General features: G+C 41.7%; 9 protein-coding genes and 2 tRNA genes. 5 read left to right on the forward strand and 6 right to left on the reverse strand.

Annotated features, from left to right (window positions below; all coding sequences use genetic code 11):
• Positions 1–8: 8 nt before the first annotated feature.
• The 4 genes from V7K35_RS20600 to V7K35_RS20615 all read right to left on the reverse strand — a co-directional run bounded on the left by V7K35_RS20600 (position 9) and on the right by V7K35_RS20615 (position 11,409).
• Entirely contained in the window at positions 9–3,065 is a 3,057-nt protein-coding gene (locus V7K35_RS20600) for a hypothetical protein (RefSeq protein ID WP_335081107.1), read from the reverse strand.
• A gap of 30 nt (positions 3,066–3,095) precedes the next feature.
• Positions 3,096–5,843: a tubulin-like doman-containing protein gene (locus V7K35_RS20605; RefSeq protein WP_335081109.1), complete on the reverse strand. Its 2,748-nt coding sequence runs from the start codon at positions 5,841–5,843 to the stop codon at positions 3,096–3,098.
• Between the two features lie 20 nt (positions 5,844–5,863).
• Positions 5,864–7,636 (reverse strand): vWA domain-containing protein, encoded by a 1,773-nt coding sequence (locus V7K35_RS20610; protein WP_335081111.1) that lies wholly within the window; start codon positions 7,634–7,636, stop codon positions 5,864–5,866.
• An 851-nt stretch (positions 7,637–8,487) separates the two neighbouring features.
• Positions 8,488–11,409: a sensor histidine kinase gene (locus V7K35_RS20615; RefSeq protein WP_335081113.1), complete on the reverse strand. Its 2,922-nt coding sequence runs from the start codon at positions 11,407–11,409 to the stop codon at positions 8,488–8,490.
• A gap of 236 nt (positions 11,410–11,645) precedes the next feature.
• On the opposite strand from V7K35_RS20615, the gene V7K35_RS20620 reads away from it, so the two are divergent.
• On the forward strand, positions 11,646–11,810 hold the full coding sequence (locus tag V7K35_RS20620) for a hypothetical protein (protein ID WP_335081116.1): 165 nt from the start codon (positions 11,646–11,648) through the stop codon (positions 11,808–11,810).
• A gap of 14 nt (positions 11,811–11,824) precedes the next feature.
• Entirely contained in the window at positions 11,825–12,970 is a 1,146-nt protein-coding gene (locus V7K35_RS20625) for a quinone-dependent dihydroorotate dehydrogenase (RefSeq protein ID WP_335081118.1), read from the forward strand.
• 11 nt (positions 12,971–12,981) lie between these two features.
• On the opposite strand, the gene V7K35_RS20630 is transcribed toward V7K35_RS20625, so the two are convergent.
• Together V7K35_RS20630 and V7K35_RS20635 are read right to left on the reverse strand one after the other, a co-directional pair.
• The gene (locus tag V7K35_RS20630; RefSeq protein WP_335081120.1) at positions 12,982–13,710 is read right to left on the reverse strand and encodes a hypothetical protein; all 729 of its coding nucleotides are present in this window, start codon (positions 13,708–13,710) and stop codon (positions 12,982–12,984) included.
• 135 nt (positions 13,711–13,845) lie between these two features.
• Complete coding sequence (locus V7K35_RS20635; RefSeq protein ID WP_335081122.1) at positions 13,846–14,010, reverse strand: hypothetical protein; 165 nt, start codon at positions 14,008–14,010, stop codon at positions 13,846–13,848.
• Positions 14,011–14,323: 313 nt separating this feature from the next.
• On the opposite strand from V7K35_RS20635, the gene V7K35_RS20640 reads away from it, so the two are divergent.
• From V7K35_RS20640 to V7K35_RS20650, 3 genes are all read left to right on the forward strand, one after another.
• Positions 14,324–14,450: transfer RNA gene (locus V7K35_RS20640), tRNA-OTHER, on the forward strand.
• Positions 14,451–14,765: 315 nt separating this feature from the next.
• Positions 14,766–14,891: transfer RNA gene (locus V7K35_RS20645), tRNA-OTHER, on the forward strand.
• 37 nt (positions 14,892–14,928) lie between these two features.
• A complete protein-coding gene (locus V7K35_RS20650) occupies positions 14,929–16,530 on the forward strand; it encodes a TROVE domain-containing protein (RefSeq protein ID WP_335081124.1) in 1,602 nt (533 codons plus the stop codon).
• Positions 16,531–16,537: the final 7 nt, after the last annotated feature.

A 16,537-nucleotide genomic window follows, 5' to 3' on the forward strand; every position in this document is an offset into this window, starting at 1 on the left:
TTTAATGCCTAATTCAGAGGGTTATACTCTGAGAGTAGATGATCTAAAAGCTTACCTTCGTAATGATTTAAATATGAAGCAGATGTTCCTAACTCCTGTAATTTCTGGTAAATAAAATCACGTTCAAATGTTTCGATACGTTCTTCTAAGTTTCCATAAAGTTCCTGAAAGGTGAACTCAGTTGCTAAAGCTAAGGCAATTTGTTCTCGATCTTTCCCAAGTGATCGACCGTTAAATTGATAATCACCTTGAGAATTCTGGGTTAGTAGCCCAAGAGCGATCGCTAAAATCACCGTTTGATAAGCTAGTTTTAATTCCCTACCAGAACCAATTTCCTCTGGAATTAAATCGGGAATGTTTTCGTCTGGCTCGATTTGTTCGTTCTGAGTCCGTTCATAGCAGTCTCGATAAAACTCAATTTGACTGAGAAAATAAGCCGGAAAGCCCAACGAACGGGTCAAAATAGACAACCGCTGCTCATCTTCAGCTACCAACGCGGTTAAAGTGCGACTAAATCGACTGTAAAACGCAAACATTTGTTCTTTATCTTTTTCTCCCACCCAAAGGGTAATCTCTCGTTGAGAAGTTGGGTTTAAGTTAGTATCAATATCCTGAATTCGCAGCAACAAGTTAGCGTTATTATAAAGTTGATTCAAACGCAAATTGGCAGTATTTGCAGCAATTAAATCTGATTGTTTTAACACTTCCCCAATAGACAAATTGCTCAATTGCTCGAACTGCTGGCGAGCAAAGGGGATAAGTTGGTTTTTAAATGCTTCAGCAGGAATTTTCCACGACTGAGAGCGGCTAATTTGTTCTTGAGTGAATGTCTCAGTTGTTAGTGTAGTAAGGAAATTTTGGTAATAAGCATCAATATCCGCATCGGTAAGAACTGTGAGTCTAATTTCCGAGAACTTCGTCGTAGCTTGATCGCGTTGAGCAACCAAATTATTGTATATCTCAGACAAGTCAGTAAGAGTTTGCCGTAAAGTCTCAGCTCTTTGTTTAGCTGTTTTAATCAGAGAATTCAATGCCTCGACGCGGAGATTTTGGGCGTATAAATCATACTCCAACTTTAATTGTTCATTATAGTTGCGGCGTAATTCTACGATGGTTGCTTTAACAGTGCTTTCTAATCGTTTAATTTGTTTCTGAGCCTTTTGAATGCGATCGCGAATATTAGTGCTGTACTTGAGCCAAACTATCCCTAAGTAAGTCAGAATTGTTACCGCAGTCCAAAGCAGATAACTAACTAAGTTAGCCCAAAAATTTTGTAATAACAGCCATAGTGCTGATTGACTGAAAATTCCCGTCAGAATCAGCAAGCCTAATAAAGCAGTAGCAAGAAAAATAGGATAAATGACTAGATACTGAGAGCGAAATTTGTTTTCTTCTGCTAGCAGTTCACTTAGTTTATCTGTGGCTGTTTCAAGTTGATTTTCAGTGAGAGTTAAGTGATTTTGAGATGAAACGATCGCAGCTTCGGCTTGTTCACGAGCATGAGCGATCGCCATAAAACGAATTTTTCGAGCTTGTTCGATTTCTGCATTTAACGCTTGGCGATACTCAGCAATTGCCGTTTCTAACTGTTTCTGAGTTGTTTGTAGCTCTTGCAGTTGTTCTTCAGACTTTCTTTCAGCTAAAATCTCTTGTAATTGTTGCTGCCGCAATTTTAAGGACACAACTTGGTTGAGCAACTTTTGAGTGGCTTCTTGATCAATTGTTACCTGCAATCTTGAGTCTAGAAATGCTTCAGCCGCACGCAATTCTGTAACCAGATTTTGGGATTGATCGCCAATGGCATCCGTTTGCAGTTCCAAATACAAAAAGGTCAATATGTTTAATAACCTAGCTCCTTCATGCAAGCCTCTAGGTGTAGCATCAGCATAGTTATTGATGGTGCGATCTAAGAAGGCGGTTAGTGTTGCCTGTAATTGTTTGCAACAATTTTCCAGTGTGCGTTTATAGGAAAGTAGCTCTTTATTTTCAAATTGCCGATAAGCACGCTGCAATTCCATCCCATATTCCTGAGCCTGGCCAGCACGCATCTCAAGGCGCGGATTAAAATCTTGCCAAACTGGTTTGCCGTTGTCTCGTTCTAATCCGAGAAAAGCATTGCTGAAATCTTCACTAAGGATAAATCCTTTGGCATCTAACAGGCATTTGCGAATTGCCTCTGGAGTGAATTCTGCCTTCGGTAAAAACTGCTCCATCACAATATCGGCAGCTAAAGCAGCACTCAAACGGTTAATAGTTATTTCTCCTGAAAAAAATAGTTCTCCATAACCAAATGCACTATATGCAGGTATTTTCCCCCGGACTTTTTGTGCGCCAATTAATAAGCCGTTAGTTTCCGGTTCGACGGTGAGAAAACCTGCCAAAGCATCAGCATAGCTGGGCAAATTATCCCTCAGTCCCCCAATTTGCTCGTCCATCAACCAGCAGTTATCAAAAGGCGGTACTTTTTGAGCGCCTGCAATCACAACTCCAGTAGTCATTTTGTAATCTAACTCTTTCAGGAGGGTGTAAGCAGCGCCGTAATCAGCAGTTGTGGCTTGGGTAAATAATCCTGGCAGTAGCAATAAAGCTTCTAAGCTGTAAGGAATATCTGTAAAGTACTTAGAAAATAGCCAACGAATCAAGCGTACTATGTCAAAAACTACTGCCCTAGCAAATTGATTGTTGACTGACAGCATGAGATATATTCGATGGGTACTGCTGATTTCCACTCCTTGGCGTTTCGCTGCGATCGCTTCTTTTGATTGATTAGCCGTTTTCAATAATTCAATCAGTGCAGTTTGTAGTTCGCCTGTCGCTTCGCTGAACTGGGTACGAATTTTGGAGACATAAGCTTGTTTACTGTGAGTTTGAGCGAGATCAAAACTCGTGTCAGCAAACTGATCTAACTCGCCACTAAAGCCAAAAGCTTGACCATCCCACATTAAAGTATAAGTTTGAATTAAACAGCTTTCGGCGGTTGGAAATTCTTGCAGTTGCCGTTTAATGGCTGCACAAAAAGCGGCACTGTGAGGATCGAGTGCAAGTAAAATAGTTGGTTTTGGCATGGGGACACTCTCAGAGTGCAAACTATAGGGCTAAATAATCACATCTAAATCTTCCAGGTAGGCTTCAATTTCCTGGATTTCCATTTCTACCTGTTCTTGAATCTGCGGATCAACCTTACCTCCCTTTAAAACCTGATTGAGGTGATTGATGTAGTTTTGCAAAGTAGATTTGGCTTTGTCTTGGTCTTCGTGGGTAATCCGCTCAACTTTGTCAGCAATTTCCTTAACTAGAGGCAAGTTACTTTTGAAAGCTTTAAATGCTGACTTGCGATCGCCTCCCAATGGCAAAACCCCGCCCTCTAATCTTTTAGCTTGCTCTGTAGAAACAAAATATTTTTTACTCTGATTGACAACCAATTTATATGGATCGGGTGCCAGGGCTAATGCAAACCAACGCAACGCTCCACCGTCGTCTTCCGGTGGAATTAAATTAGCTAAGTTTGTCCAATTGCGATGTAAATGCTTGAAGACTTTATTCGGATCTAGATAAGCTGACTCCAGTTCCCTCATTCCGTTGAATGCAAATAAGGGAACACCGACTTCCACTCGAAACAGCATGACCTTATGGGGTTCACCTGTTGGAACGAAAGAAGGATTATTATTTCCTTTAGGCAAGCGATTAGAAAGAGGTGGATCGCTAAAAATTGTGTTGTTGCTCTCTACTCCGTAGTAATAAAATTCTGTGATTAAGTGCTGCTGTTGAATGGGAATTTCCGATACTTCATACTGCCAAAGAGGAACTGCAAGTTTGCCAAGTTGTTGCAAATCTTGTCCCGCATCTTCGGGATTACTATCTGCTAAAACCTGCTCAACAGTCATGCTGGTGAGCGGATAGTAAGCTTCATCGACAAATTTCAAAATTTCGTTCTTGACATCTTCAGCTTTTTTCTCAGACCAATTCGTTAAAGTTTGAGACTGTTCTCGATGCCAACGGATAAAATCTTCGCCAGCAACTTTGGGGCGTTTCGATTGGAGATTGATCCGCTGAATGGTGTGAATAAAAGGATTATCGTTACTTCCTTGACGGCTGACCTCGTGATAACTCTGTTCTAAATCTCGATAAACTTTATCTAAGTTGCTGTGTAAACGCTGACACTTTTCCTGGATTTGCTCTACCTTAGCTCGTAGTACACCATAGAGTTCAGCCGCTTTATCACACCGTTTCCAATGTAAATAAGTTTTCCACTTTTGGTCAGCCCGTTCTTTGTATCTCTGACAAGCTGCTTGGATCGTGTTTTTATTTGGGAACCAAGTTTCTGCGGCTTCTTTAACTTTTTCTTCCTGAGCTTCTAATTTCAAAGCATTGAAACTGGATTGCGCCTCTTGTGATTTGTGCTGCACACTTTGCTGTAATTCGTCTAATTTTTGGGAAAGTTTGCTCAAAAATTCCAAAACATAAGCTAGTCCATTGGGACGATTAAGACCGCGTTCCCAGAAAGTTGCGATCGCAGCAGTTGTAGTCTGTTGTAAGCGATGAAAATTCAACCCCAATTCTTGAGCAGTGCGTTGTTCAAATTGATCCAACTGCCGTTTGTAGAGTTCTTTGATTGTCGGTAAAGCTGTGCGATCCTGACGGATTTCGCCAATTCTAAATTCGGGTTTCATCTGTCCGCCGCGATCGCTTTCAGTCAGCGCATTGAGGACAGTAGTCGCTTCTGCTAATTTGCAATCTTCTAAAAAACGGGCGATGTCGCTTTCTAAATCGATTGCTGGGGTAGATGCCATCAACTCATTCTTTAGCAAGCTTTGAGCATCTTCTAATTTCATCCGCTCATATTGCTGTACTGGCAAAGTCAGGGTAGCAAAGCCAAAACTACAATAATTTATATTGCGTCCTCGAACTTTTTCACCAGTTGCCAGATAAGCGCGAATATTATCAGCAACGTTAGCAGCGTCTAAACCAATTTGAGAACCAATTTGGATGTACAAGCCATCTGCAACTAAATTTTGCAAATCATCTGGACGACCGACTACAGTTCCATTTTTGTTAACCCCGTCAATTAAAAATACAGCATCAAAGGGAGGGCGATCGGCTTTGATTTTTTTGATGCCATAATCAATCTCAATACTATTAGATGGTGACAATCCGCAAAAGTGTTCGATTTCTTTGAGAGCGCCATAAGCATTAGACTTGACTAAGTGAGTTTGGGGAATATTGGCAAACACTCTGGGTAAAACAAATACCCCCGTAATATTAAAAAAATTATTGAGATGTTGCCGTGTTAAAAAAGCCGTATCTAAGAATGTGCCACTGCCCGTCCCACCTGCCAAACTACCAACAATAAAAACTTCGACACCATCCCGACTGGAAACTTGAAAGTCTCCTGAAAATATTGTTGTGCTAGTGCGAATTTCGCGTACAGCATTGATTGCTTGACCAATTAAAGCGTTAATATCGGCTACTTTAGCAAATAAGGCGAGCCGTCCCCGGGCCCGAATCTGTCCAGCACCACTGATCAGGCAGGACGTTGGAATGCCCTTAGGCCACCATTTAGCGATATGCTCTTCACGTATTAGGAGTTGTGGATTTGCGACAGAAATTGCATAAAGTTCATTAGGTTCTAAGATAACCTTGGTGCCATCAGGTGATTTTTCTCGTTCTTGGATATTTTCAGTAGTATCAATAGAAATAAAACGAATAACTTCTGGAACTGAGCCGTAAACATCTATAAATCGCTTTTTAAGTTTAAGTACGACTTCATAACCCGTTCCTCCTAGCCCGATAACAACAGTAGGACGAAAAACAACCGTGGGACGCACAACCGTGGGACTTAACATTCACTTTCCTGTGATATTATTCAAAAGTTTGTTTGCCCACTGCTTGGCTCAGAGGGTCTTTGGTGTTCAATCCAGTTAAATTGCAACTTAACGTTACCAATCTGGATGATGTCCTCGTTGAAGAGTTCATCTGTATTTATATTTTTAGTATTGACAAAAATTACACCTTTCAAACACCGCAAATCTATATTCTTTTTGCCTAACCGCCAAACTGTGACTAACTCGGCATCAGAATTTGTCGCAGCAATGGCTGGTATCAAATCACTCAGGCATACTCTACCCTTCTGTAGGTGAGTGAGACTAATCTCTTCGTCTTCCGATGATTGTGGCACTGGTTCTAGCACTACCAATGCTCCTTCTAAGCGTTTACGGTTGCGGAAATCTTCGACTAATTCCAAGGGAGTTTTGCGTTGAATTAAACAAATCACTATCAGGGCAATTAACAACACCAACAGCACTAAGAGCAACCAAATAACTATTTTTAGCCATAGGGGCATCAAAATATACAGATGAACTTCTGCACTGACAGGATTAGCAATTGAGTTATTTGGAGTTAGGACTAAGGTGAAGGTGCGATCGCCTGCAAAACTGCTATCAGTAACCTGCAACTGCACAGGAATTTTAGTTTCTCCGGGTTGTAAGGATATGGCTGCTGAAGGTTCTGCCATAGAAACATCTTTGGAATTGCCTTGCAGTTGTAAGCTAGCTGTTCCAGATATATTGGTGCGAACTACAAAAGTTTGGGTTTCAGTGGTTTTCCCTGCTTCTATTGAGCCAAAATCTATCTTTGTAGGTTGTATTTGCAGTTGTGACTGAATGGTTACAGGTAGGTCAATTTTTATTGGTGCGATCGCTTGGTCTGCGATCGTCAACACTAAACGCAACTTACTAGCGCCCCCCTTTGCCTCTGCTGGTATCTGTAAACGCACCGGAATAACAGTTGCTTGATTAGCAGCTAAGTCGATGGTGCGATCGGGTGAAATTAAGCGAATACCACTTTGATTAGGGTCTTCCAGTTGCAAACTTACCTTACCATTGACATTACTGATGGTATTAACATTGAGCGGTTCAGTAGTTGTTCCCGGTAATACTGGCGGCAAATTGGCAGTGGGTAAATTTACATCAAGCTTGGGTGTAATCAGCACTGGTCGGATATTTTGAGCCAGCTTGTTGAGTTGAACTCCTCCCGGATCTCGCAATACCTGCCCCTTCCCACAAAGCGCTGGATTACTCGCAAAGTCATTCAGCTGCTTTTCGTGTTCTTTTAATCCTAAAGACACAAAAAATATATAGGGTTTGCATTGTTGCTCTCGTAAAAATTGGGTATTACTAGGAATAGAAATAGGATTAGGAATACCACGCACATCTTCTAATCCATCTGTCAGAAATACTATGCTGACAGTCCGACCAAGAGCATCAGCACGTTTGTTTAACAGGGCGGAATGTTCCAGCGCTTTTTCCACAGCCTTACCTGTATGAGTCCGCACACCCTCAGCTTGAAGTGAGCTAATTATTTGCTTGAGTTTACCTCTGTCTGGATTACTGGTAATCTTGATATCATCTGCATTTAACGTTACATCTTTGTCAAAAGTATAGATAGTAACGGTATCGCCTAATCTTGCCGTATTAACAAATTCTGTAATAGAATTCTTGACTGGCTCAAAAATATTTTTTGTTCCACCTACACCACGCATGGAAGCAGAAGTATCTACTACTAAAATCCAGTCAATTCCACCTTTAGGATTAGTCTGAGCAAATGCACCACATAAGTTAGGAATTGATATTAGAGCCAAAATAATAATGCTTCGGATTGAACTAAATCTCAACCAATGCTTGAAGTATCTAAAATTCATTGATAGATTTCTCCAAACAGATTAATTTTATATTGGTCTTCCTGAAAGCAGTAGTTTAACAGCTTAAGTTTAATCTGCTTAATGCCTGTAAATATATTTTGATAACTTCCATCTATTTCTATTTTTAGTGAACTGAAAATTGACAATCTGATAGTTATGATTTGATGCACTGATTTCATCTAATTACCTAAAAAGTAAGGTTTAAGTTGCTATTAACATACTAAAAATGATATAAAGTTTTAATTAATTATGTAAATTTATAAATACAATATATAAGTGAAACAATAAAATTTTATTTTTTATTCTATGTACAAAATATCTTGGTTAAATATCACCAAGATATTTTAGGAAGTTTTTCTAATAAAACTTTAATCTGCTGCACAACAAGCCTTAAAAGATTACTGTCCTTATTCTCCTAATTGTTCACTTTTGCGAAACCAACGCTAACGAATAAATTGGTAATTTTTCTTGTAAAAATCCTATTAATAGCCAAATTTTTGGCTAATTAATTATTTTTTCTGAATTGAAAGTGTGTATTTGTATTACATCCGAAATGAATGATTATGGTCAGTGTTTCATCAAGTTACATACTAACTATATTTCAAAATAATGTCACGTTTTTTTGAGATATTGGAGTTATTCTAAACTTACAGATGACCCCTTGATGAACTCAGTAAATATATACAAACTAGTTGAGATAATTGCCAAGATAATTTTATATTTCCGTTTAATTAACCTTGACATTGATCAGTATGAATTGTTAATCTTTGTAGTCATTTTAAAAAATGTTACTAAGAATCATGACCAACTAACGGCAACAGCAAGCGGCTAACTACTCGATTATCTGGTAATTGATAAAAATTCAACTGTCCTCCCAACTTCTGCACGAAATTTTGGCAGATTAGCAGGTGTAAACCTGGTGGTTGGTCAAGGTTAGAGGCAGCAAGCACATCTTTAAATGTATTATGATGTAGCTCTGTCAGTAGCTCTGGTTCGATCGCACCGTTATATGTAATCGATAGTTCTAGAGATATCCGATGTTCAGCCCCTGTACTTGCAGAAGAATAATTTGGCTCTACGGTTTTAGATACATCTAAACGGCGACACCAAATGTCAATTCTGCCGCCGATTTGAGAACGGTTACAGGCAGTAACCAATAATTCATGGATAACTAATTCAATTTTGACAATATCACCAGCGATCGCCATTGAAGATTGAGTGTTTGAGGTAGGAACGCCTTTGGCTACTGAAGAGTTCTTTGGCGATTGCTCCTCAATCTGTTGTCCCAAACCATGTACACCAATCCACAGCTTTTGTTGTTTGACTAAATTTTCGATGCGTTCGAGCGATCGCTTCATTAAACTGGCTACGGGTATAGTTTCCCAACTTATATTTAATTGCCAGTGTTCAAGTTTTAGCATTCCACTCATGGAGGTGGCTGTGTGGTCTAACTGCCGCAGCAATAGCTGGTAGCGCATCAGAGTAAGTTCATTAGCAGGAATGCCCAAATCATGTATTTGTCTAAGGGAGTGCGCTGTTATTCTTTGGATTTCCTCTGAACGACGATGTTTGTACCAGTTGAGTTGTCGTAATTCCTCTGTTGTGGATTCTAGAAGTTGGGTAATTTGCTTTTCACGACGCCACCAGGCTAATTGAGAAATCAGAGTTATTGTTGCACTGAGGTTTTGTTCTGACCAGCGACACTCTTGATAGTCTGCCAACAAGACTACACCTGTGGTTTCATAATCAGCATTGGTACGTAATGCCATCAATAAAATTTGACCTTTGTCTGGAACATTTAACCATTTTCGAGTTTCTGGGGGTAAATCATCTACCTTCAAAATCAGGTAACTCTCCGTAGCAAGGGCCCACTGAATTAAGGCTTCAGCCTGGATAGGAATAGATGCTTCAGAAAAAATCCCAAATTTACTATTCTCAATCACTCCAGGGATAATTTTTGCCCAACTTTCACCAGGTGACCAGGATAGCAGTACCGCTAAGGGACAGCCCAAAATTGATGCTATTTGTTCGAGTGCTGTCCGTTCTAAATGCTTTTTTTTGACCTCGATTTTGCTGTTCTGGGATTGTGTCAGGATGCGTAAGCATTCCTCAAATGCCTGGGAAGTTTTTTGCTGCTGGGTGGTGCGGTTGTGTAATTGCCACTGACGAAGAATGACACCAATCTGTTGACTGACGGCCCACAGTAATTCCTTTTCCAGAGTTGTCCAAGAACGATGGGTTTCGTGAGTGATCAACAGAAGCGCTGCTGGTATATGCTCGTGAGTGCATTTACAAACAAGTAGCGATCGCACCCCAGCTTCTAGTAAAAAGGGACGCCAGTTAAAAAAGCGTAAATCTTCATCTAAGTTCTCAATTTCCACCGCTTGAGTTGAACGTTGCAAAAGCTGCCCATCTAATTCTTTGAGAGGATGAAGCGTAAATGTCAATGCTCGGCGGTTATAGGGCTGACTTTGGTAAATAAATTGATAATTATTCTGCTCAGGGTCATACTGCAACAATAAAAAGCGGGTGGCTGCTAATCGAGCTAAAACTCTCTTAGCACAGCTGTGTAAAGTTTCCTGAAGGTCATTTTGACTATAAATACCTTGGGCAACTTGGCTAGTCAGTTGAGCATCCTCTTGAATCTGTTTAACGGTGCTTTCCATGCTTTCAGCGGGTGCAACCAGGGAGATTAAGCCAGCAACACCTTGGACAAAATTTTTGTCTGTCTCCGTCCAGATTCGAGGTTCATTGCTTTCCACCGCCACAAAACCGAGCAAGTTCTTTTGCCAAATTATCGGAGCTGCCAAGAGCGATCGCACCTTCAAGCGTTGCAGCAATTTTGCCGTAAAATGGCTTTTCAAGGAACTACGGGCATCACCAATCGAGACAATTTGGTTAACTGCTAAAGCATAATAAAAGTCGCTCAACTCCTGTACAGTAATTCCTGCTGCTTGCTGATTGCTGGAATTGCGATCTATTTTGACCAGCTGATTGCTCATCCGACACCAAAAGTAGCGCCCTTCCCGCTCAAACCAGTAAACATTTGTCCGACTGGGGGAGACAAATTTATGAGTTGCTTGCACCGCTGCTTCAAGTTTTTGATTAAGGTTAGTCAGGGTGCGGAAATTTTCTAGCAATTCTAATAATGGCTCGTCGGTTCTCTTGGTTTGCTTGTACTGCAAATCCATCTCATTTTGATAAAGCACTGCTCCCAATTCACCTAAAACCATCATCAAACGTGCTTTTGCTTCCCCTGTGAGTAAGTAGCCCCAGCGTTCTGAACCCAGTAACAGCAAACCTAAGCAGCGGTCTTTATGGCGAATAGGTAAAATAATGGTTCCCTGGATGTGGAATTTTTCTGCAACTTTTCGCCAATCTGCGGCGCGGATTTCAGTTTGCAAATCGGCTATGCCCAAGGGATGCTGTTCAATCACCACTTGCTCTAATAAATCCCCAGGACTGAGAACAACTCTTTGTCGTAAAAAGCTCGTGTCACGATCAGGTGTGATACCCCCTTTCCCGAATAAAATGTGATTCAGGCGATCGTAAAGAGCAATCCAAATCAGTCTGTAGTCAAATTGTTCTTTAAGATAACAAATAGTAGTTTCAATCAGAACGTCAACATCATCTTCTTCTCTGAGGCTCTGGAGGACACGTCCCAAGGAGAGGATCTGCTGTTCGGCGGCTATAGGTTTTTGCGGCTGCCCCATCTGATTTATTGGTTTACATAACTTGTAATATATAAGATGCCCAGAAAAGCACCCTGAGTAATATTGCCACGGGTGTTTGCTGAAAGTTCTAAGTAACACGTTCGTTGAAGTTATAGCAATAGCTAAGGTGGTTAGGACATTAACACATGATAAAACTTAGATACAAAAAGGCTTTTCACCCAGTCCCCAGTCCCTAGTCCCCAGTCCCTTGCTATAGATCAGGGAGTGCTAGGGAAATGGGCGAAACTTCATCCGATAATCAAAAGGAGCAGCGACAGCTTGCTGAAGAAGTCAGGGAGACTGCTGAAGAAATGCGGCAGATTGCTCAACAAGTGCGGCAAGCTAAAGAAGAACTCCGACTAGCTAAAGAGGAAGCGCGGCAGTCTACCGAATTCGAGTAGTATTAAGAATTGAAATGGATATTTATCAACTTGCCATTCGTCCGCTTTTGTTCAATCTGCTAAAAACCGATTCAGAGTGGTTACACCAGCAGACGATTCGCAGTTTTAATTGGCTATCCCAAACAGGCATTCACCAAAAATCTAGTTGGGTAAACCAACGCCTAAAGCAGTCCTTATGTCTATATGATTCACGCTTAGAACAAAATTTGTTTGGGCTAAACTTTCCAAATCCTCTAGGATTAGCAGCTGGCTTCGACAAGGATGGAGTAGCTGCTGGCATTTGGTCTAACCTGGGTTTTGGCTTTGCAGAACTAGGAACTGTAACTTTTCACGCACAGCCAGGAAATCCGCGTCCCCGTTTGTTTCGCTTGCCGTTGGACAAAGCTGCTCTCAATCGCATGGGCTTTAATAATCGCGGTGCAGCAGCAATGGCGGCCCGTTTGGGACAGGAAAAGCAGGATAACGTCCAGTTAATACCCATAGGGATCAATTTGGGTAAATCTAAGGTAACTCCCCTGGAAGCCGCCGCACAGGATTATCTCGATAGTTTTCGTTTACTCAAGGATTTAGGAGACTATTTTGTTGTTAATGTCTCTTCCCCGAATACACCAGGGTTGCGATCGCTCCAAGATCCTTCTATGCTCAGTACCATCTTGGATTTATTGCAACAAGAAAATTATGCACAAAAACCAATTTTTGTCAAGATAGCGCCAGATTTGGATTGGGTTGCGATCGCTGACATTATTTCTTTGGCTAAAACCTACCAACTGGCGGGAATTATCGCCACTAACACCACCATTCGCCGTGATGGACTGAAAACCCAAATAATTGACCAAACAGGCAAATCACCCCAGGATGAAGCTGGCGGAATTAGCGGTGAACCATTGCGCGATCGCTCCACTGAGGTAATTCGTTTTATTTGGCAGCAAACCCAAGGGCAAATCCCAATTATTGGCGTTGGTGGTATTTTTTCTGGTGAAGATGCTTGGGAAAAAATTACTGCTGGTGCTAGCTTGATCCAGGTTTATACAGGCTGGATTTACGAAGGCCCACTGATGGTACGCCGGATTCTTTTAGATTTGCTTGTCCGACTAGAACAAAGCGGATTAAATTCCATCAACGAAGCTGTGGGTTTACAAACGAAAATTCAAAAATTCTAATTTTGAATTGTTTAACCTTCTTCCTCCACTGGGAAAAACTCCTTAATTTTTTCCGAGTATGACCAGGCAATACCATCAGGGTCTTTGCTGCGACTCCACTCTGGAAACTCTGGATCATTTCGCCGTTTATAAACTGTACTGGAATAGACATTTAGCCGTTTGGCAAGTTCAGATTGGATCAAAGAACCAAAAACTAATTGTTTTTCTAGCGATGGTTTAGCTGATTCAGGGTTTGGCTGAGGGAGTGATTCGGTTTCTAGTTCTTCCTCCTGTGGGATTGGTGGTAGTGGTGCTAGGAGCGATCGCGCAGTCTTAGTAACTGGTTGAGTAGGAAGTTCTTTGATAGGCTCACTACTATCAAGAATATTGCCGAGAATGCTGGCAGTTATAAAGTAATAAGACTGCCCCGCCTCTTCAGAGTTGAGTATACTGGCACCAAATTCCGAGGCTTTACCATCCAAGTAGCGTTTTGCCGTTGTTCCAGGAAAATTGCCCCTGATTGCCAAGTCCATTGGCGTAAGTCTGCCCTGATTTTCACGAACCAATTGATGAAAAATTGGGTTAACTCGTACAGTCCACTGTTGCCATTGATATTCCTGCCAAAGCTTGAAGCCAATTACCAGGAAAATTACTGCCAGTAAAAGTCTCCAAGTGGTAACTAGGAAAATAATCAAGAACGAGATGGGCAAAAGTAAAACGAGAAAAGCCTTGCCGTTATTTTCTATGGGTTTCTCACTCATGCCGATTTTTGCCAAGTGAATTTTGGGAAATAATACTATCTATATTGGCAAAAATTAGGACACTTTTTTGTATCTTTTGGCAAAGTTACGGCAAATTTGTCGGCAAAACCTTTGTTTCGTGAGTGTTATAACCTTCTAAACTTGCAACTTATCTAATATTGGTCTGCGATGCCTACGGCGGTAAACTACGGGCAAAAGTTTTTCCAGAGAAAATAAGAAAGTTTTGACGAGAGCGATCGCAATCCAGTGTGGATAATATTCCCCCGAAATTTTGAGTAGCAGCTCGCTTGCTTGTGCCACTCAAACTTCTGTTTCCACAATAATTCTAAATTATCTTGCCAGCCCCTTGACAACAAATAATACATATACTACATTAATAATACAAGTCAACTTTCATTAGGAAGTTAGCTTTCACCAGTAGCGGATAGCTCAAATGACAGAGCGCCCACCTTGCCCGGAAGGGACGACATATCGAGGGTTATCGCATATAACTTAAATACCCTTGATCAAACTTCTGGAGGTGCAGGTAAAAATCCTGTTTCGCTACACCAAACTAATTTTAGATAATGGAATTGAATCTAAAATCTAAAATTTAAAATCTAAAATTTTTCATGTGGTGGGTAGCTCAGTGGTTAGAGCGCCTAAACCTTATTCACCCCTTGCCTGAAAAGGCCGACGAATTGAGGGTTATCGCCTGCCAAGCGGGAGGTCGCGGGTTCGATTCCCGCTCCACTACACCAATTAATTTTAGATTTTGGACTTCGGCTCCTTTCGGCAACTCTTGGAGACGCTCTTGCGTTCGCTCAAGCCAAGTCGCTCAGTCGAACAATTTTGAATTTTGGATTTAATTTAAAATCTCAAATCAAAAATTTCATGTGGCGGGTAGCTCAGAGGTAGAGCGCTAAACATCCTTGTTCACCCCTTGCCTGAAATGGCCGACGAATTAGGGTTATCGAATCGGGTTCGAGAGGTCGCGGGTTCAAATCCCACTCCGCTACACCAAATAATTTTGGATTAAATTTAAAATCCAAAATCCAAAATCCAAAATTTTCATGTGGCAGGTAGCTCAGTTGGTAGAGCGCCGAAAAACATCCTTGTTCACACCTTGCCTGAGAAGGCCGACGAATTAGGGTTATCGCCTCTTAAGCCGGATGTCGCAGGTTCGATTCCTGCTCTGCCACCTTTCATTTTTGCCTGTAAGGGCCGGGAGATGAAACGATGAATTACAATTTTTTCACTAAAAAGAAGACAACTACACCTCAAAATCAGCCTATCCCCGGACGGGAAGCGGAAATGGTTCAGGGACGTTCCGGCGGTTGGATGTTTGATGCTGGTATTTGGAAGATGCTGCGCCGTTGTCTGTTGGTTGGCACAGCAAAAAGCACTTACTACGCTGGTAAACAGGAATTAACTGAAGATTTTGTGACAGTTGTAAGACTTGCTGTTGCCGAAAATCCCAGCCGTGCAGCAGAAGAAATTTTGTATGCTAGCGATGGACGCGCCATCAATAACAGTGCGCCTATCTTAGCTTTGGTACTGTTGTCGATGGGTGAAGCACCAGAAGCAAAACAGGCTTTTGGTGAAATCTTTCCGCAAATTGTCCGCACTGGTAGCCACTTCTACGAATGGTTGAACTACACCAAATCTCTGCGGGGATTTGGCAAGGTAGTGCGGGAAGCTGGTAAAACTTGGCTATCGCGGGAAGATGTCAAGGGTTTAGCTTATCAACTGTTGAAATATCAACAGCGTCAAGGCTTCTCCCACCGAGATGCGTTGCGGTTGTTTCATGTCAAACCGCCTACAGAAAATCACCGTCAACTATTTGAGTGGGTAGTTAGAGGTTGGGAAGAATTGCCAGCAGATATCCCCTCGGAGGCGTTGGCGCAGATTTGGTGGTATGAGTGGCTGAAGCGGAATCCTACCCAAACCCATGAAGCTATTTCCCAAGGACGCTTAACCCACGAAATGGCTGCACCTGTGGGCAAAATGGACAAGCTTGCTTGGCAGCTGCTATTTCAGGAAATGCCAATAGGTGCAATGCTACGTAACTTGGGTTCTTTAACTGAACTGGGCGTGTTGCGAGCTGATGAAAGCGCCAATTTGCTGCAAGTGGAAGCAGTTCTTAATCGCAGAGAACATCTGCGTAAAGGTCGCATCCATCCGATTGATGTTTTGAAAGCACTCAAAACTTATCAATCTGGTGGAACATTAGGACGCAGTAAGAAAACTTGGAACCCAGTTCCTCGGATTGTGGACATCTTAGAAAAGGCGGTTGAACTGTCTTTTGATGTTGTGCAACCCACAGGTAAAGTGTTTATGCACGCCGTAGACGTTTCTGGTTCTATGGGTAGCTTGGTTGCAGATATGGGGCTGAGTTGTTGTGAAATTGCCACTACAATGGCACTGGTAACAGCAAAAGCAGAGAAAAACTATATGATTCGCGGCTTTGCTACCGAATTCCGTGAATTAGGTATCACCGCCAAAGATAGTTTTAGTTCTGCGGTTCGCAAAGCTAGCAACCAAAACTTTGGTGGAACTGATGCATCTGTAGCTTACGACTGGATGATTAAGAACAAGTTTAAGGCAGATGTAGTCTGCTTTTGGACTGACTCGGAAAGCTGGGCGGGAAATCAGCATCCTAGTCAAGCCTTGAAAAAGTACCGGAAAAAGGTAAATCCTGACGTTAAAGCGGTGTATGTTAGCTTGACACCTTACCAGATTACCTTGGTAGATCCTGAAGATTCGCTGTCTTGGGATTTGGCAGGGTTCGATCCGGGTACGCCTCGGATCATCCAAATGCTGGCTACGGATGAGTTGTAAATATTGC

The sequence above is a fragment of the Nostoc sp. genome, assembly GCF_036917275.1.
GTDB lineage: Bacteria > Cyanobacteriota > Cyanobacteriia > Cyanobacteriales > Nostocaceae > Nostoc.